The organism is Stenotrophomonas sp. 220_Sma (genome assembly GCF_056487375.1).
Map to the genome: position 1 here is coordinate 4,574,083 of NZ_CM151348.1, position 15,412 is coordinate 4,589,494.

The 15,412-nt window shown below is 63.8% G+C and carries 19 protein-coding genes; 10 read left to right on the forward strand and 9 right to left on the reverse strand.

The features are described from left to right. Window positions 1–106 precede the first annotated feature (106 nt). From ACZLIB_RS21315 to ACZLIB_RS21325, 3 genes are all read left to right on the forward strand, one after another. Complete coding sequence (locus tag ACZLIB_RS21315) at window positions 107–535, forward strand: SMI1/KNR4 family protein (protein WP_032127134.1); 429 nt, start codon at window positions 107–109, stop codon at window positions 533–535. A gap of 3 nt (window positions 536–538) precedes the next feature. After that, window positions 539–1,747 (forward strand): NAD(P)/FAD-dependent oxidoreductase, encoded by a 1,209-nt coding sequence (locus tag ACZLIB_RS21320; RefSeq protein ID WP_478468657.1) that lies wholly within the window; start codon window positions 539–541, stop codon window positions 1,745–1,747. Window positions 1,748–1,873: 126 nt separating this feature from the next. Continuing rightward, window positions 1,874–2,356 (forward strand): hypothetical protein, encoded by a 483-nt coding sequence (locus ACZLIB_RS21325; protein WP_005411364.1) that lies wholly within the window; start codon window positions 1,874–1,876, stop codon window positions 2,354–2,356. A gap of 123 nt (window positions 2,357–2,479) precedes the next feature. Here the strand turns inward: ACZLIB_RS21325 and ACZLIB_RS21330 are convergent, their stop codons facing one another. After that, on the reverse strand, window positions 2,480–2,914 hold the full coding sequence (locus tag ACZLIB_RS21330; protein WP_032127132.1) for a PepSY domain-containing protein: 435 nt from the start codon (window positions 2,912–2,914) through the stop codon (window positions 2,480–2,482). Between the two features lie 151 nt (window positions 2,915–3,065). Between ACZLIB_RS21330 and ACZLIB_RS21335 the strand changes: the two genes are divergently transcribed. From ACZLIB_RS21335 to ACZLIB_RS21345, 3 genes are read left to right on the forward strand one after another with little or no spacing between them, the layout of a single operon-like run. Further along, window positions 3,066–3,356: a PepSY domain-containing protein gene (locus ACZLIB_RS21335; RefSeq protein ID WP_005411366.1), complete on the forward strand. Its 291-nt coding sequence runs from the start codon at window positions 3,066–3,068 to the stop codon at window positions 3,354–3,356. Then, on the forward strand, window positions 3,356–4,015 hold the full coding sequence (locus ACZLIB_RS21340) for a response regulator transcription factor (protein ID WP_014038779.1): 660 nt from the start codon (window positions 3,356–3,358) through the stop codon (window positions 4,013–4,015). The genes ACZLIB_RS21335 and ACZLIB_RS21340 overlap by 1 nt, the downstream gene beginning before the upstream one ends. Next, on the forward strand, window positions 4,012–5,331 hold the full coding sequence (locus ACZLIB_RS21345) for a sensor histidine kinase (RefSeq protein ID WP_478468660.1): 1,320 nt from the start codon (window positions 4,012–4,014) through the stop codon (window positions 5,329–5,331). Before ACZLIB_RS21340 ends, ACZLIB_RS21345 begins: the two co-directional genes overlap by 4 nt. A gap of 212 nt (window positions 5,332–5,543) precedes the next feature. Here ACZLIB_RS21345 and ACZLIB_RS21350 read toward each other — a convergent pair whose 3' ends face one another. Together ACZLIB_RS21350 and speA are read right to left on the reverse strand one after the other, a co-directional pair. Next, window positions 5,544–5,864, reverse strand: a complete 321-nt coding sequence (locus tag ACZLIB_RS21350) for a DUF6122 family protein (protein WP_005411369.1) — start codon at window positions 5,862–5,864, stop codon at window positions 5,544–5,546. Window positions 5,865–5,907: 43 nt separating this feature from the next. Next, a complete protein-coding gene (speA, locus tag ACZLIB_RS21355) occupies window positions 5,908–7,797 on the reverse strand; it encodes an arginine decarboxylase (protein ID WP_012512349.1) in 1,890 nt (629 codons plus the stop codon). A gap of 190 nt (window positions 7,798–7,987) precedes the next feature. Between speA and speE the strand changes: the two genes are divergently transcribed. Next, window positions 7,988–8,842 (forward strand): polyamine aminopropyltransferase, encoded by an 855-nt coding sequence (gene speE, locus ACZLIB_RS21360; RefSeq protein ID WP_049400802.1) that lies wholly within the window; start codon window positions 7,988–7,990, stop codon window positions 8,840–8,842. A 122-nt stretch (window positions 8,843–8,964) separates the two neighbouring features. Here the strand turns inward: speE and ACZLIB_RS21365 are convergent, their stop codons facing one another. Continuing rightward, the gene (locus tag ACZLIB_RS21365; RefSeq protein ID WP_024957655.1) at window positions 8,965–9,870 is read right to left on the reverse strand and encodes an aspartyl/asparaginyl beta-hydroxylase domain-containing protein; all 906 of its coding nucleotides are present in this window, start codon (window positions 9,868–9,870) and stop codon (window positions 8,965–8,967) included. A 436-nt stretch (window positions 9,871–10,306) separates the two neighbouring features. Between ACZLIB_RS21365 and ACZLIB_RS21370 the strand changes: the two genes are divergently transcribed. Next, the gene (locus tag ACZLIB_RS21370) at window positions 10,307–10,966 is read left to right on the forward strand and encodes an RIO1 family regulatory kinase/ATPase domain-containing protein (protein WP_478468661.1); all 660 of its coding nucleotides are present in this window, start codon (window positions 10,307–10,309) and stop codon (window positions 10,964–10,966) included. A 189-nt stretch (window positions 10,967–11,155) separates the two neighbouring features. On the opposite strand, the gene ACZLIB_RS21375 is transcribed toward ACZLIB_RS21370, so the two are convergent. After that, window positions 11,156–11,494, reverse strand: a complete 339-nt coding sequence (locus ACZLIB_RS21375) for a P-II family nitrogen regulator (protein WP_005411374.1) — start codon at window positions 11,492–11,494, stop codon at window positions 11,156–11,158. A gap of 155 nt (window positions 11,495–11,649) precedes the next feature. Between ACZLIB_RS21375 and ubiK the strand changes: the two genes are divergently transcribed. Together ubiK and arr are read left to right on the forward strand one after the other, a co-directional pair. After that, on the forward strand, window positions 11,650–11,901 hold the full coding sequence (ubiK, locus tag ACZLIB_RS21380) for a ubiquinone biosynthesis accessory factor UbiK (protein ID WP_005419983.1): 252 nt from the start codon (window positions 11,650–11,652) through the stop codon (window positions 11,899–11,901). Between the two features lie 126 nt (window positions 11,902–12,027). Continuing rightward, window positions 12,028–12,462, forward strand: a complete 435-nt coding sequence (gene arr, locus ACZLIB_RS21385; RefSeq protein WP_478468662.1) for an NAD(+)--rifampin ADP-ribosyltransferase — start codon at window positions 12,028–12,030, stop codon at window positions 12,460–12,462. On the opposite strand, the gene ACZLIB_RS21390 is transcribed toward arr, so the two are convergent. The 4 genes from ACZLIB_RS21390 to ACZLIB_RS21405 all read right to left on the reverse strand — a co-directional run bounded on the left by ACZLIB_RS21390 (window position 12,455) and on the right by ACZLIB_RS21405 (window position 15,172). Further along, on the reverse strand, window positions 12,455–12,901 hold the full coding sequence (locus ACZLIB_RS21390) for a DUF4279 domain-containing protein (RefSeq protein ID WP_478468663.1): 447 nt from the start codon (window positions 12,899–12,901) through the stop codon (window positions 12,455–12,457). The genes arr and ACZLIB_RS21390 overlap by 8 nt on opposite strands. Window positions 12,902–13,046: 145 nt before the next feature. Continuing rightward, complete coding sequence (locus tag ACZLIB_RS21395) at window positions 13,047–13,889, reverse strand: hypothetical protein (RefSeq protein WP_141401645.1); 843 nt, start codon at window positions 13,887–13,889, stop codon at window positions 13,047–13,049. Window positions 13,890–13,965: 76 nt separating this feature from the next. Then, on the reverse strand, window positions 13,966–14,283 hold the full coding sequence (locus tag ACZLIB_RS21400) for a hypothetical protein (RefSeq protein ID WP_478468664.1): 318 nt from the start codon (window positions 14,281–14,283) through the stop codon (window positions 13,966–13,968). 112 nt (window positions 14,284–14,395) lie between these two features. After that, complete coding sequence (locus tag ACZLIB_RS21405; RefSeq protein ID WP_478468665.1) at window positions 14,396–15,172, reverse strand: hypothetical protein; 777 nt, start codon at window positions 15,170–15,172, stop codon at window positions 14,396–14,398. Between the last annotated feature and the right edge of the window lie 240 nt (window positions 15,173–15,412).

Consider the following 15,412-nt stretch of genomic DNA (forward strand, 5'->3'; position numbering starts at 1 on the left):
GGACGCCAACCGACTCCGCCAATGACGTTATCCCCCATCGCGACATTCATCAGCAGCAGGCAAACTTCTGGTTTAACCAGTCCCCGAGAGACATGGAAGAGCAGCCATGGAATATCACCTGACAGAGGGACAGCTCAATGGCCCGGCTGAAATGTCGGCCATTACTGGTCTGTCAGCCCGCGTGGGAGTGGCACTTCCCGAGAATTACCTTGAATTCCTTAGGGCGCACAACGGTGGCGAAGGATTTATTGGCGACAACTACATTGTCTTCTGGGAAGCAGAAGAGGTCATCGACTTCAATCGTGAGTATGAGGTTGAATCATATGCGCCGGGCATATTCCTGTTCGCTTCGGACGGCGGCGGGGAGGGCTATGGATTCGACACACTGGACGCAGCAATGCCGGTAGTGCGGATTCCATTCATTGGCATGGAACGTCAGTACGCCATCCCGGTAGCGAGTGACCTTCCCGACCTGTTCGCTCGATTGCTTGTAGATCAGCCTGCGGACGAGCATGAAATCGATCCGGCGAATTGACGCATGGACCTCAAGAGTGGCTACCCGTGGTGGGCGGTACGCAACGGCCTGATCCACGCTTTTCCTCCGCTGCAGCAGGACCTGCGCTGCGACGTGCTGGTGGTCGGCGGCGGCATCACCGGTGCGCTGATTGCCGACGAACTGTCCCGGCATGGCCACGACGTGGCAGTGATCGAGCAGCGCGACATCGGCTGGGGCAGCACCGCCGCCAGCACCGCGCTGCTGCAGTACGAGATCGATACCCATCTGATGGAGCTGGCCCAACGCTATGGCCAGGACGCCGCCGCGCTTGCCTATCGGGCGTGTGCCGAGGCGATTCCGGCCCTGGGCGACGTGGCTCGCGGCCTGAAAGACGTTGATTTCCAGCGCATGGACAGCCTGTACCTGGCCAGCCGCCATCGCGACGTGCCGCGCCTGATGGCCGAAGGTGAGGCGCGGCGCGGCATCGGTCTGGATGCCCGCTGGCTCGGCCCGGAGGCACTGCAGGAACGCTTCGACGTGGACGCCGGTGGTGCCCTGCTCACGCGCCAGGCGGCACGGGTCGATCCCTATCGCCTGACCTATGGGTTGCTGCAGCGCGTGCGCCGGCGCGGCGGCCAGGTGCATGACCGCACGGTGCTGCACACGCTCACTCCCTCCGCACGCGGCGTGAGCGCCCTCACCGAGGGCGGCGCCACGATTCACGCCCGCCATGTGGTGCTGGCAATGGGCTACGCCAACCAGACGTGGCTGCATCAGCGCGTCGCACGCAACCGCAGCAGCTACGCCTTCATCACCGACCCGATCGATGCGGACGTGCTGGGCCGGCTGCGCAACACGATGGTGTGGGAGAGCGCACGCCCGTACCTCTACCTGCGCGCCACCGGCGACCGCCGCCTGCTGGTGGGCGGGCTGGACGACGCCATCGACATCCCCGCCCGCCGCGATCGGCGCGTAGAGCGCAAGGCCGACAAGCTGATGAAACAGCTCCAGCACTGGTTCCCGCGGCTGGATCCGGTGCCCGCCTTCTCCTGGGCCGGCACCTTCGCCGAAACCGCCGACGGCCTGCCTTTCTTCGGCCCGCACGATCAGTGGGGGCCACGGGTGCATTTCGCCATGGCCTACGGCGGCAACGGCATCACTTATTCGATGATCGGCGCCCAGCTGCTGCGGGCCCGGATCGAGCGGCGCAGGCATGCGCTGGAAGGGCTGTTCGGGTTCGGGCGGCTGTGACCTGCAGCCAGGCATGGCCTGGCTCTACCCCAATCCGGCGCCGACAGGCATCATTCAAGCAACCCCTGCTAGCGTCGGCCTGTACCGCCGCGTGTTGCGCGGCCACCTGTCCGCTGGAGCGCCGTCATGATCCGCCCCCTGACCCTGCTGCTGTGCCTGGCCCTGCCGGGAACCGTGCTGGCCCAGTCCGCCGCTGGCGCCACCGCGCCGCAGGCCGCCGGCCTGGACCTGACGCTGCCGCAGGCGCCGATGCGCTACCTCAACGACCCGGCCCTGCAGCAGGACCCGCCGGGCACGTACTACGGTGACAAGAGCGGCCCGCGCGTGCACGACGACGCGAAGATAGCCGACGTCACCGACGACAAGGTCAAAGTGTCCGGCAGCTTCACCACCGGCATCGGCTATTCCAAGAACGGTGGCAACAGCCACTACAACGCCGCCACGCTGAACCTGAGCAAGAACTACACCACCGATGAAGGCAAGACCCACGGGGTCAACGTCAACATCCACGTGAGCGAAGGCAAGGGCCCGGGCTTCTTCGGCCCGTACGGCGGCTACTACGGCCGCGGCCCGGGCTACTGGGATTACCCGCCGCCGTTTGGCTGGTAAGCGCCGCGTCGGGCCTGGGCCGACCAAGGTCGGCCGCTACCGATGCGTACGTTTGGTAGGTGTCGACCTTGGTCGACACGCTTTCGCCCCGTGTGCCGGCCAGCGGCCGGCACTACCAGCAGGTCAATCCAGCCAGCCATCGCGCTCGCTGTGCAGGATGCGGCCGTCATAGCCGCTCAGGCGCACGTCCACCTTCTGGTTGCGGGCATTGCGGGCTTCCAGCGACCAGGTCGCACCATCGCGTTCCAGCGAATGGATCTCGCGCAGGCCATGCGCCTGTGCCCGTGCCAGCACCTGCTCGGTGGTCAACAGCGCGCGGCCGCTGTGCTCGTCGAAGATCTCGCCGGTCTTGGGGTCTACGTAGACCTCGCTGAAGCGGCCATCGGCGCGGCTCACGTCAGCCTCCCACAGGCCATCATCGCGTTCGATCTCGTGGATCTGGGTGTAGCCGGCCTTGCGCAGGGTCTGTTCGACCTGGGCCATGCCCAGCGGTGCAGCCTGTGCGGCCGGTGCGATGGCCAGCAGAGCAACAGTGGCGAGGGTGAGCGACTTCAACATGGGGGTTCTCCTGTTCGTGTTCGTGGCCGGACCATCCCGGCAACGCCACAATGCACCCCGTGGTTAACAGCTCCTTAGCCGGCACTGTTAGCCAGCTGTTAGTCAGCCCCGGCACACTCACGCCTGTTCCTACAGCCCGCCCTGCGCCCCGATGCTCTCCACCCTGCCCCTGCTGCTGGCCCTGGCCAGCGCCCCCACCGCCGCCGCACCGGCACAGGACCCGGCGCAGCAGGTCGCGCGCCGCGCCGTGCAGCAGGGCCGCTACGTGCCGTTGGAAAGCGTGGTGCGCGATGCGCTCAAGCGCTTTCCGGGCCAGCTGCTGGAAGTGGAACTGGACGATGGCGTCTACGAAGTGGAGATCCTGCGCGGCGACGGCGTGGTAGTGGAGCTGGACTATGATGCGCGCAGCGGAAAGCTGCTGAAGACGGAGCTCGACGACTGATGCGCATCCTGTTGGCTGAAGACGATGCCGCGCTGGCACAGCGCCTGGTGCCCCTGCTGGAGCAGGCCGGCTACGTGGTGCACGTGGTCGCCGACGGCCGCCAGGCCGAGGAGATCGGCCAGATCGAAGATCTGCAGGCGGCCATCGTCGACCTGGGCCTGCCCGGGCTGGACGGACTGAGCGTGATCGAGCGCTGGCGCGGCAACGGCCGCAGCTTTCCGGTGCTGGTGCTGACCGCACGCGGGCGCTGGCACGACAAGCTGGCCGGCTTCGACGCCGGCGCCGACGATTACCTCACCAAACCCTTCCAGGCCGACGAACTGGTGCTGCGCCTGCGCGCCCTGATCCGCCGTAGCCACGGCCACGCCAGCCCGCGCCTGCACTGCGGCCCGCTGCAACTGGACGTCAATGCAGGCCGCTTCGAGCTGGATGGGCAGGCGCTGGCGCTGAGCCCGCAGGAGTTCCGCCTGCTCAGCTACTTCATCCACCACAGCGGCCAGGTGATCGGCCGCGACCGCCTGGGCGAACAGGTGTTCGATGGCGGCCACGATCCGGACTCGAACGCACTGGACGTGCTGCTCGGGCGGGTGCGCCGCAAGCTCGGCATCGATCTGATCCAGACCGTACGCGGCCAGGGTTGGCGGCTGGCCGCGCCGTGAGCCGGCAACCCTCGCTGCGACGGCGCCTGCTGCTGGCTGGCGGTGTCGGCCTGCTGCTGGTCTCGCTGCTGGCCAGTGCACTGCTGGGCGAGCTGTTCAAGCGCAGCGCGCGCGATCGCTTCGACCATGAACTGCAGCAGGACATGCTGACCCTGCTGGCGCAGGCCGAAGTGGATGCGGACGGACAGCTGCGCCTGCGCCAGGAACCCAATGACGCGCGCTTCCAGCGTGTGTTCTCCGGTGCCTATTGGCAGATCGCCGGCGCCGATGGCCGCGTACTGCTGCAGTCGCGCTCGCTGTGGGATGAAACGCTGCCTGCCACGGCCATGGGAGCGGCCACCCGCAATCTGGCTGGACCGCTGCAGCAATCCCTGCGCGCACGCGTGCAGCAGGTGCGCCTGCCACGCGCCAACGAACCGTTCGTGGCCGTGGTTGCCACCGATCGCAGCGCGCTGGATGCAGACGTTGCCGCGTTCCGCCAGCGTACTGCCATCGCGCTGGGTGTGTTGGTCGCGGCGTGGCTGGCGGTGCTGGCCAGCCAGGTGCACTTCGGATTGCGTCCATTGCATCGCCTCGGTGCACAGCTGGAACGGGTGCGGCGCGGCGACGCGCAGCGCATCGATATACGGAGGCTGGGTGCGGAGGTCGCACCGCTGGGCGAGGAGCTCAACGCGCTGCTGGAGCATCAGCAACGCATGGTCGCGCGCGCGCGCACCAGTGCACAGGATCTGGCGCATGCGCTGAAAACCCCGCTGAGCGTGCTGGCCACTGAGGCCGACGGCGACGGCGCGGACTGGCGCGCCACCGTACGCGAGCAGAGTGCGCGTATGCAGGCCAGTGTCGACCGTTACCTGGCCGCAGGGTTGGCCGCCGACCATCGCCAGCGCACCGACGTGGCGGCAGTCGCACAGGCGATGTGCCGGCTGATGGCACGCGTGCATGGCGAACGTGGCATCACGTTCACGGCGGCTGGTATCGATCCGGCACTGCAGTTCGCCGGTGCCAGTGCGGACCTGGAGGAAATGCTGGGCAATCTGCTGGACAACGCCGGGCGCTGGGCGCAACAGCAGGTCACTGTCGAAGCGGAAACCAGCGAAGGGCAGTTGCGCATCGAAGTGCGCGACGACGGCCCCGGGCTGGCTGCAGACGCGCTGGAACAGGTCACCCAGCGTGGCGTGCGCCTGGATGAGCGCGAGGGCAGCAGTGGGCTGGGCCTGGCGATTGTGGGTGATATCGCTGCCAGTTATGGCGGGCGGTTGGCACTGGAGAATGCGCAGCCGGGATTGCGGGCCACGTTGTGGTTGCCGGTGGCGTGAGGCGGCCAACCTGACGGCGGGTAGTGCCGGCCGCTGGCCGGCAACCACGTGATCAACGGGAACACCGTTCGCCGTGCATCCGGTAGGTGTCGACCTTGGTCGACACGCATCAAAAGCGCCGACCAAGGTCGGCATCTACCAAAGCAGTGCATCAGTTCCGTCGGCCATCGCGCCCCCGGTAGGTGTCGACCTTGGTCGACACGCACCCAGCATCAACGGTGGTGCATCCACCAGCAATCAATCGCGTCCAGCACGATGTGGATGATCAAACCGATGCCGAACAACCGCGTTTTCTTCGGCACGCACAGCCCGGCATAGACCGCAATCGCCGGTGCGGTGTGCAGCGGGTGGAACCCGATGCTGCAGCGGTTCGGTGCATAGATCGGATCGGCCAGCAGGTGGTCCAGATCGATGATCCAGCCCAGCAGCATCAGCAGCCACGCCGAGGCGAAGCGCTTGCGCCAGAACAGCCATGCCAGCAGGGCTGGCACGGCGGCATGCAGGAACAGGTGGAAGATCGCGCGCGCGCTCATCGGGGCCGGTAGCGCCGGGCCATGCCCGGCGTTCCCGTTGACCTCAGACCAGCGGTTCGTCGGACAGGTAGGTGTAACCGGTCAGGCCGGCTTCCAGCGCCTCCGACAGCTCCTGCGCACGTTCCGGCGACAGCTGCGCCTCGGCCACGCGCTGCGCATAGGTGGCGCGCAGCTCGTCCAGGCGGTAACCCACGTAATCCAGCATCACGTCGGTGGTGTCGCCGCGGCGCTGCTGGGTGATGGCATAGCCATCGGCATCGGCCAGCACTTCCACCGCATCGGTATCGCCGAACAGGTTGTGGATGTCGCCCAGGATTTCCTGGTAGGCGCCGACCATGAAGAAGCCGATGCGGTAGCTCTCGCCCGGCTTCATCTTGTGCAGCGGCAGCGAGCTGTCCAGGCTCTCGTTCTCGACATAGGTTTCCACCATGCCGTCCGAGTCGCAGGTCATGTCGGCGATGATGCCGCGACGGTCCGGGGTTTCGTCCAGGCGCTCGATCGGCACGATCGGGAACACCTGGTCGATCGCCCACACGTCCGGGATCGATTCGAACACGCTGAAGTTGACGAAGTACTTGTCGACCAGGCGCTCGTTCAGTTCATCCAGCACCGGGCGATGGCTCTTCTCGTCGTAGCTCAGGCGCGCACGCACGCCATGGGCGATGGCGTAGAACAGATCGTCGATGCGCGCACGCTGCGGCAGGTCGATCTGGCCCAGCGCATAGCTGGCCAGGCCTTCGGCGTGGAAGTGCTGTGCTTCCTGGAACAGTTCCACCGCCGGGCGCACGTCCAGCTCGTCGTGGATCTCGCGCAGGTGGCGGATCGCGGCCGGCTCGTCGTCGTGCTGGTCCGGCACGCGGCCTTCCTGCGCCTCTTCCACTTCCGAGACATTGGCGATCAGCACCGCGTGGTGCGCGGTCATCGCGCGGCCGCACTCGGTGACGATGCGCGGCGGAGTCAGGCCGAACTCTTCGCAGGCATTGGCCAGCGGCTGCACGATGTTGCTGGCGTAGGAATGCAGGCCGTAGTTGATCGAGCAGAAGCTGCGCGAACGGGTGCCTTCATAGTCCACGCCCAGGCCACCGCCCACATCGACGTGGGTGATCTTCGCGCCCAGGCGCGACAACTCCACGAAGTAGCGGGTGGCTTCGCGCATGCCGTTGGCGATGTCGCGCACGTTGGAGATCTGCGAACCCATGTGGAAGTGCAGCAGGTTCAGGCAGTCGGCGTACTCGGTGTCACGCAGCGACTTCCACAGGTCCAGCAGCTGGCGCGGCGACAGGCCGAACTTGGCCTTGTCGCCACCGCTGTTCTGCCACTTGCCGGCGCCCAGCGAGGCCAGGCGCATGCGCACGCCCAGGCCCGGCTTCACATCCAGCGCCTTGGACTCTTCCAGCACCAGCTTCAGTTCGGAAGGCTTCTCGATGACGATGAAGGTCTGCAGGCCCAGCTTGCGGCCGATCAGGGCCAGGCGGATGTACTCGCGGTCCTTGTAGCCATTGCAGACGATCAGGCCACCCGGGCGCGACAGCGCCAGCACGGCCATCAGCTCGGGCTTGCTGCCTGCTTCCAGGCCAAAGCCTTCGCCGTGGTGGCTGGCCAGGGTGCCGGCCACGCCGCGGGTCTGGTTGACCTTGATCGGGTACACGGCGGTGTAGCCGCCGCTGTATTCCCAGTCCTGCTGGGCCTGGCCGAAGGCCGCCTGCAGCTTGCCCAGGCGCTGGCCGAGGATATCCGGGAAGCGCACCAGCAACGGCAGCTTGGCGCCGGCCGCACGGGCCGCGTCGACCACCTTGGGCAGCGACACCACCGGGCCGTCCGCCCCGGTCGGTCTCACCACCATGTGCCCGGCCTGATCCACGTCGAAGTAACCGTCCGCCCAATGCGGGATCGAGTAGGTCTTGCGGGCTTGGTCGAGGGACCAATCGGTCATTTCAGTCGGCCTTGTTGGCAATAAAGGGGGGGCATGATAACGCCTATATGCCCACAGGTTCGTTATCATGCGCGCCCGCGCCCGTGACAGGTTTCAACCTGAACGGGCCGATCCGTCCGGATGTGGCATCTGTGCCACGCGGCCCCGCCCGCCAGCCCGGCTTCACCCCTCCGAACAGGACTGTTTTCAAATGACTGACAGCAACAACTGGTACATCGAGCACTTCGAGCGCACCGGCTCGGCCATCGGCTACCGCATCACCGGCAAGCTGGACGAGGTGCAGTCGCCGTTCCAGAAGATCGAGATCTTCCAGACCACCGACTGGGGCAACCTGATGACCATCGACGGGGCCATCATGCTGACCAGCAAGGACAACTTCTTCTACCACGAGATGATCAGCCACCCGGTGCTGTTCACCCACGCCGCGCCCAAGCGCGTGGTGATCATCGGTGGCGGCGACTGCGGCACCCTGCGCGAAGTGCTCAAGCACACCGGCGTGGAGAGCGTGACCCAGTGCGATATCGACGAGCAGGTCACGGTGATGGCGCGCAAGCACTTCCCGGAACTGTGCGACTCCAACGACGACGCCCGCGCCGAGCTGCTGTTCGACGACGGCGTGGCCTACATGGCCAACTGCCCGGCCGGCAGCGTGGACGTGGTGATCGTCGATTCGACCGACCCGGTCGGCCCCGGCGAAGGCCTGTTCAACAAGGCCTTCTACGAGAGCTGCTTCAAGGCCCTGAAGGACGACGGCATCCTGGTGCAGCAGTCCGAGTCGCCGCTGATGCAGCTGGACCTGATCAACGAAATGCGCACCGAGATGGGCAAGGCCGGCTTCGGTTCGTTCAAGACCCTGCCGTTCCCGCAGCCGTGCTACCCCACCGGCTGGTGGAGCGTGACCATGGCGCGCAAGGGCGACAGCAGCTTCGACTTCCGCCAGGCCGACTCAGCCGCCAAGACCTTCAACACCCTGTACTACACCGCCGCGCTGCACACCGGCGTGCTGGTGACCCCGCCGTTCGTGCAGGCCGCACTGAAGGGTTGATCCAACAAAAAACCCGCGCTGGCAACAGCGCGGGTTTCTGCTTTCTGTAGAGTCGAGCCATGCTCGACTGCTCTTCGGACAGGTTGCGGTAAACCAAGTCGAGCATGGCTCGACTCTACAATTCAAAGCGCCCAGATACCCGCAATCACCGCCACCACCAGGCCCCACTTGATCAACTGGTAGGCCACCACGCTGCGCTCGCGCAGTGCCTTGGCCTTCAGGCGCACCTTGTAGACGCTGCCAAAGGCCTTGTTGACGCCACCGGTCGGGTCACCCGGCAGGTTCGGCGAGGCACCACCGGCCAGCAGCGTGGCCGCCACCGCGCGGTTGAACAGGCCCGGCAGGCCGAAGCGCAGCGGGCGGGCGATGTCACAGAACAGGATCACGCGGTCATCCGGCGTCTCGTTGTGCGCGTGGTGGATGTAGGTCTCGTCGAACATCATCCACTCGCCGTCGCGCCAGCTCTTCTTGATGCCGTCCACTTCGATGTAGCAGCCGTCGTTGTTGGGCGTGGCCAGGCCCAGGTGCAGGCGCAGCGAACCGGCGAACGGGTCGCGGTGCGGGCGCAGTTCGCTGCCCGACGGCAGCTGCGCGAACATCGCCGCGCGCACATCCGGCAGCGACTCGAGCAACGCCGTGGTCTTGGGGCACATCGCCTTCGCCGACGGGTGCGACGGGCCGTACCACTTCAGGTAGAAGCGCTTCCAGCCACGGCGGAAGAACGAATTGAAGCCGGCGTCGTTGAACGTGCTGGACGCGGCGATCTTCTGCGCATCGCGCAGCGCCAGCGCCTCATCGCGGATCATCTGCCAGTTCTGGCGCAGCGGCTCCAGCTGCGGGAACTCCTTGGCCGGGTCCAGGAACGGCGTGGTCGGCACCTTCGAGAACATGTACATGACCACGTTGATCGGGGCCATGAAACTGGAGTGGTCCAGCAGCTGGCGCGACCAGCGCGCGCGGACCTTGCCACGGAAGTGGATGTACAGCACGCAGGCGACGAACAGCGCTGCAATGACGATTTTGATGATCAAAACACTTTCCTCCAGCCGCAGCCGGAACGGGAAACAGGGCGATGCACGGCCGGACGGCCAGCACCGGTGGGGACCGCGGCAGGGGACGGGGACGTGCCAGGAAGGGGCGGCCGCCGATGTCGCGAATTAACAGCTTATGGTCGGCAGGCCGTGCGTCGGGGTCAAGCTGGACGTGCGTGACGTTCAGCGGGCCGCGGATGAACGAAATAGAGCGAAACGCAACCTATTGATTCTGAAAGAATCACCGACCAAGTGAGACGGAATTGTCCGATTGGGCGCGACGAACTGTTCCAGCCACGACCCCGACATTTCTCCGACAAATCGTGGAATAGCGAACTGGCGAGTACTAAAATTAACGAAAACTTAGTAACTCCCTGTAACACCGGTTCGCTTGACGCTTTGCGCCACCCACCGGGTCGTCCGAGACCCCGACATGTATCTTCCTGCTCTCCCCCCCTCCTCCTGCGGCAATGACGCCGCCTCCCCGCTGCTGCTCAAGCGCGGCGAGCGTTTCCTGGCCCCCGACGTCTACCGCACCTGCCTGGACGGGCGCGAGGCGGTCATCAAGGACTACTCCCGCTACCGCGGCACCCCCGTTTCACTGATCGCGCGGCTGATGGTGCGCCGTGAGGCCCGCATGCTGCAGCGCCTCGGCGGTTGGAAGCATGCCCCCGCGCTGCTCGGCACCCTGGGTGGCCTGGCGCTGGGCATGGAGTTCATCCCCGGCCAGACCCTGAGCACCGCGCAGGCCGTCGGCAACGACGTGTTCGAGCAGCTGCAGCACGCGCTCAGCCGCCTGCATGCCGCCGGCATCACACACAACGACCTGCATGGCACCAACGTGGTGGTCAGTGGCGGTGTGCCGGTGCTGCTGGACTTCACCTCCGCCTGGCGCGTACCCCGCTGGCTGCGCCGCGGCCCGCTGAGCCGGCAGATGCGCCGCAGCGACATGAAGAACCTGCTGAAGATCCGCCAGCGCGTGACCGGCCAGGCGCCGAGTGCCGCGCAGGCCGCGATGGTGGCCGACCCGGGTTGGGTCGCCGCCGTGCGGCAGGGCTGGAAGCGGTTCTATAAGTGGGCGAAGCGCCGGTAAGCGCTTTGCTTTGGTAGGGGTCGAGCTTGCTCGACCGCTTTACCGCTCTTTGTAGAGTCGAGCCCATGCTCGGCTGCCGTTTCGTAGAGTCGAGCTTGCTCGACTGAAGCGCAGAGCAGTCGAGCAAGCTCGACTCTACAAAGAGCTAGCCGAGCATCGGCTCGGCTCTACAACATCGCGCCGAACGGGTTACAACGCGTCCGCGTCCAGTTCACCGGTACGAATACGCACCACGCTGCCCAGGTCGTACACGAACACCTTGCCGTCACCAATCTTCCCGGTCCCGGCGGCCTTCACGATCGCCTCAACCACGGCCTCCACCTGGTCATCGGTCACTGCCACTTCCAGCTTCACCTTCGGCAGGAAATCGACCACATACTCCGCGCCGCGGTACAGCTCGGTATGGCCCTTCTGGCGACCAAAGCCCTTCACTTCCGTCACCGTGATCCCGGTGACCCCACGCTCGGCCAGCGCTTCGCGCACGTCGTCGAGCTTGAACGGCTTGATCACCGCCATGACCATCTTCATCGCTTATCTCCTGTCTTCCGGCGTGGAGGATAGCGCCTGAACACGGCCCGTGCGAAGCCGCTGCCGCCTGTCCGGGCAGTGGCTGCCAGCAGTATCCTTGTGCCCGAATGGCCTGCCCGCGCCGGATGCACGGGCCCACCCCCACGGAGCACCCCATGATCGACCTGAACCAAATCGATGACCTCGCCCGTCGCCTCAGCGACCTGGTGCCGCCGGGCCTGCGCGAATCGCGCGAGGAACTGCAGGCCACCTTCAAGAGCGCACTGCAGGCCGGCCTGGCCAAGCTGGACCTGGTCACCCGCGAGGAGTTCGAAGTACAGCGCGCCGTGCTGCTGAAGACGCGCCAGAAGCTGGACGCGCTGGAAACCGCCGTGCGCGAGCTGGAAGGGCGCGGCGCCGCAGAATGAAAAAAGGAGGCGCACCGCGCCTCCCGTTTACAGATTATTTCCCGGATGGGGCCTTGCAGCAAGGCCCACCGGACGCCCTAGACTCGGCGGCCTGTCGATCCGGCAGGACACGCAGGGGCAGTGCCGATGGCGCAGGACACCGAATGGACACCCGTTTCGCATGACACCTGCGACCAGGTCGCCGGGCCGTTATATCACGGCACCCGCGCTGACCTGGCGGCGGGCGAGTTGCTGAGTGCGGGCTACCGCTCCAACTATCGCGACAGTGTGGTGATGAACCACATCTACTTCACCACGATTGCCAAGGGCGCCGGGCTGGCTGCGGAGATGGCCCGGGGTGAAGGGCGGCCGCGTGTGTATGTGGTGGCGCCGACCGGGCCGTTCGAGGACGACCCGAACGTGACCAACAAGAAATTTCCCGGGAACCCGACGCGGTCGTATCGGAGTGCGCAGCCGTTGCGGATTGTGGGGGAGATTGTGGAGTGGGAGCTGTATGACGCGGAGTTCGTCCGGCAGTTGAAGGCGTTTGTTGCTTCGGGGAGTGGGGAGATCATCAATTGATGACCTCTGGGCACGGAGCGCCGCGCTCTTCTTCATCGGCATCGTAGATGTCCAGCCCGAGCTCAATACCGCGCTCCCCCAGGGCGAGCAGGACGCGGGGCGAAAGCGAGACACCATCGTTGCTGCTGCCCATGAACAGACCGCAGAAAAGGTCAGGCCGGAAGCGTGCCAATGACTGCCATACCGCGAGATCGTCGGTGAGTTGATCGAGGATCTCGAAGATCTGTGCTTCCAGATCTTCAGGCTCACGCCGAGCCGCACTGAGTCGCCAGCTTCCGAACCTGGCGATACGCACGGCGCCTGAGTGGCTGCCTTTGAGTTCCTGGCCCTTGTGATGTGAAGCGGTCGGAGTCACCCCGAGCAAGGCACTGACTTCTTCGGGCAGGAGGTCGTCCCCGAAGAATCGGAGGGTCACCAGGGAATGATCGAATGCTGCCATGGGAATCCAGTTATCTTTTTCGGATTATCTCTCATTCCACACGTCTCATCGAAGTCAGGTCAGCCATCAGCCAGTTGCGGATGTTCACCGCCAGAGTTAACCCGCCACCATGAATTGGTGGTCGGCCTGGACGAATTGTTAGGCCTTAGTCCGTGCCTAATCCACGGACTAATGCATCGGCAGCTTCATGCATACGCGACTGGGTGGCCCTTACCCGCTTGAGCATGAAGTCTAGGTCGGAAGGCAGCCCAATCTCTTGACGCATGGCGTCCATTAGTCGTGCCTGTGCAGATGCCATGGCCTGTAGCTCCCCGAATACAGCCTGCATGAACTGCGGTTGCAACGAGTTGAACTCCTCCCAGCTCGCAGATCGTTGCGCTGCCGCAGCCTGATAGGTTTGCTTCGCATGATTGAACGAGTCTTGGAGAGCCTTCATTCGAGGAGCATCCTGTTTGCCGGACTCCCTTACTATCTGCATCTCCTGATTGACGCGTTGCGCCTCAGCAATTCCGTCCTGAAAGGACTTGTCCGCGAGGCTGATGTCGATTTTCAAGTCATGCAGGGGCTTGGCTGCTAGCATTAGCCGAAAGAGAGCTTCGCCGTACAGGCAAGAAAGGTCTCCCGCCAGAAGTGCGGTTTGCTGGGACCCAACTAGCTGCACTCTTCCAAGCTGCGACATGGCTGCCTGAAGCGGAGCGCCGAGGTTCTCTGACACCGGGTCTTTTCCGGCCAACGCCCCGAGGTGACCACCGACGGCAGCCAACTCTTCAAAGAGTTTAAGATAAACCTCCCGACGAAGGGCTGCCAGCCTGTCGCGCTGCTTCTCGGCCGCGTCGTGGCGTAGCTGCTCAACGAGTCGCCGTTCGCTGCTCCGGTTCGACAGGACGACGCCTGCCATCGCGCCCGTTAGGGAAACAATGGCAGCAACTAAGCCTGACCAGACCACTGTCGGGACGCTCAGAAGGTTGGCTGCTGATTCGGCTGTCATGATCCTGTCACCAAGGCCTAACACCTGAATTAAGCCGCGCCGCGAAGCGGCGGCGGCTTGAATGAATTGTTAGCCATCAACCATCATTGGTCACTAAAACTATTTCTGCGCCAGAAATATCGATACTGACCTTGGAAGTCACTGACACATCGTACTCGCCACTTACATCCTCGCCGTCAGCATCTTTGTATGTCGCGGAGCCCGTGCCGCGGGCCGTTACAGTAATAGTCCCCGCCTCTAGATCAACTTCTTCGACTTCGATCGAATCCGGGTCGATATCCAGAGTCCCCATGCTGCCTTCATAGCGCCAGTCGTCGACAGCAATACCGGTCCAATCTCCGTTTCGAACTTGGCGTTCAATTGCATCTTTAATGGCATTCCGGGTGTCGTTCACAAAAGTTCCTTCTATGCGTGGTGAAATCTGTCATTGATGGCTGACGCCTGAACTAAGCCCTGCCGCGAAACGGCATCGGCTTGAATGAATTGCTAGATTGCAAACACATCATCTAGCGCTGACTCATCGCTTTCACAATAACATAAAGTGCCGCCACAGCCAAAATCAAAGAAAACAGAAGAACGCACTCAGGCTGGAAGAAAATCGGCACATCTTTCTTCTGCTCTTTTAGACTTTGTCCAACAGAGGCTAGCAACGGAAAAATACTGCTACTGATCAAGCCGCCAGCCAATCCACCCGCGAAGCCCAAGTACTGCGAGACCCTTACTCGCCTAGCCTCATCTGACGAGGTGTAAAGGAACCTAAATCTTGATGATCTCCTACTCAGCAAGCTGATGAACCGACCACCAGCTTTCGTGGGTGCAACCTCAGTGAGGGATATTGAAGCAAGTTTACAGAAGGAAGATAGCGCTTGCCTTATGCTCCTTCTTCCTGCCACACCAGCAAGGTCTTGAGCACACTGAAAAAACGCAATAGTGAAGCCATCGCCATCTACGCTTGCGTGTGAGGATGAGAATCCAGATGCATAGAATGAAATCGTGCCATTTGGATGGATGCCAACTACAAGTTTTGCAGAATGTTCGCGCTCGATAGTTATTTTTTCGTCGGCAGTGATCGGGCGGAAGAAGCGATCTGAGTGGAGGTCAATCTGGAGCGCCTCATCATTGCGCGGAATCTCCACGCGCCTAAACATCCTTGGCCAGGTGAAATCCTCGATCTCTTGCAGCAGTATTGAGCGGGTCTCGGCTCTCCATGTAATTGCGGAATATCTTGATCTATCGATTGAAGTACGAATTCGTCGCTCTTGATTTGTTTCACTCGACAGCATCTAAGATGTCCTTGAACACTCTAACTGCCTAATAGACGGACCGCTGAGTCCGGTTATACGACTTATCCACAAAGCACCCTATGACAGGCTTTCTCCTTGATACCGCTCGATCTTAGGGCGGCTGGGTCCGGCTAACAAGCCGGCGTGTAACCGGACGAGGCGGAGGGCTCAGCTACCACCGCAAGCTCGCTCCGGTAAAAGTTGCGAGGGCGACCATGGGTCGCATCACGCTTTGTTCCC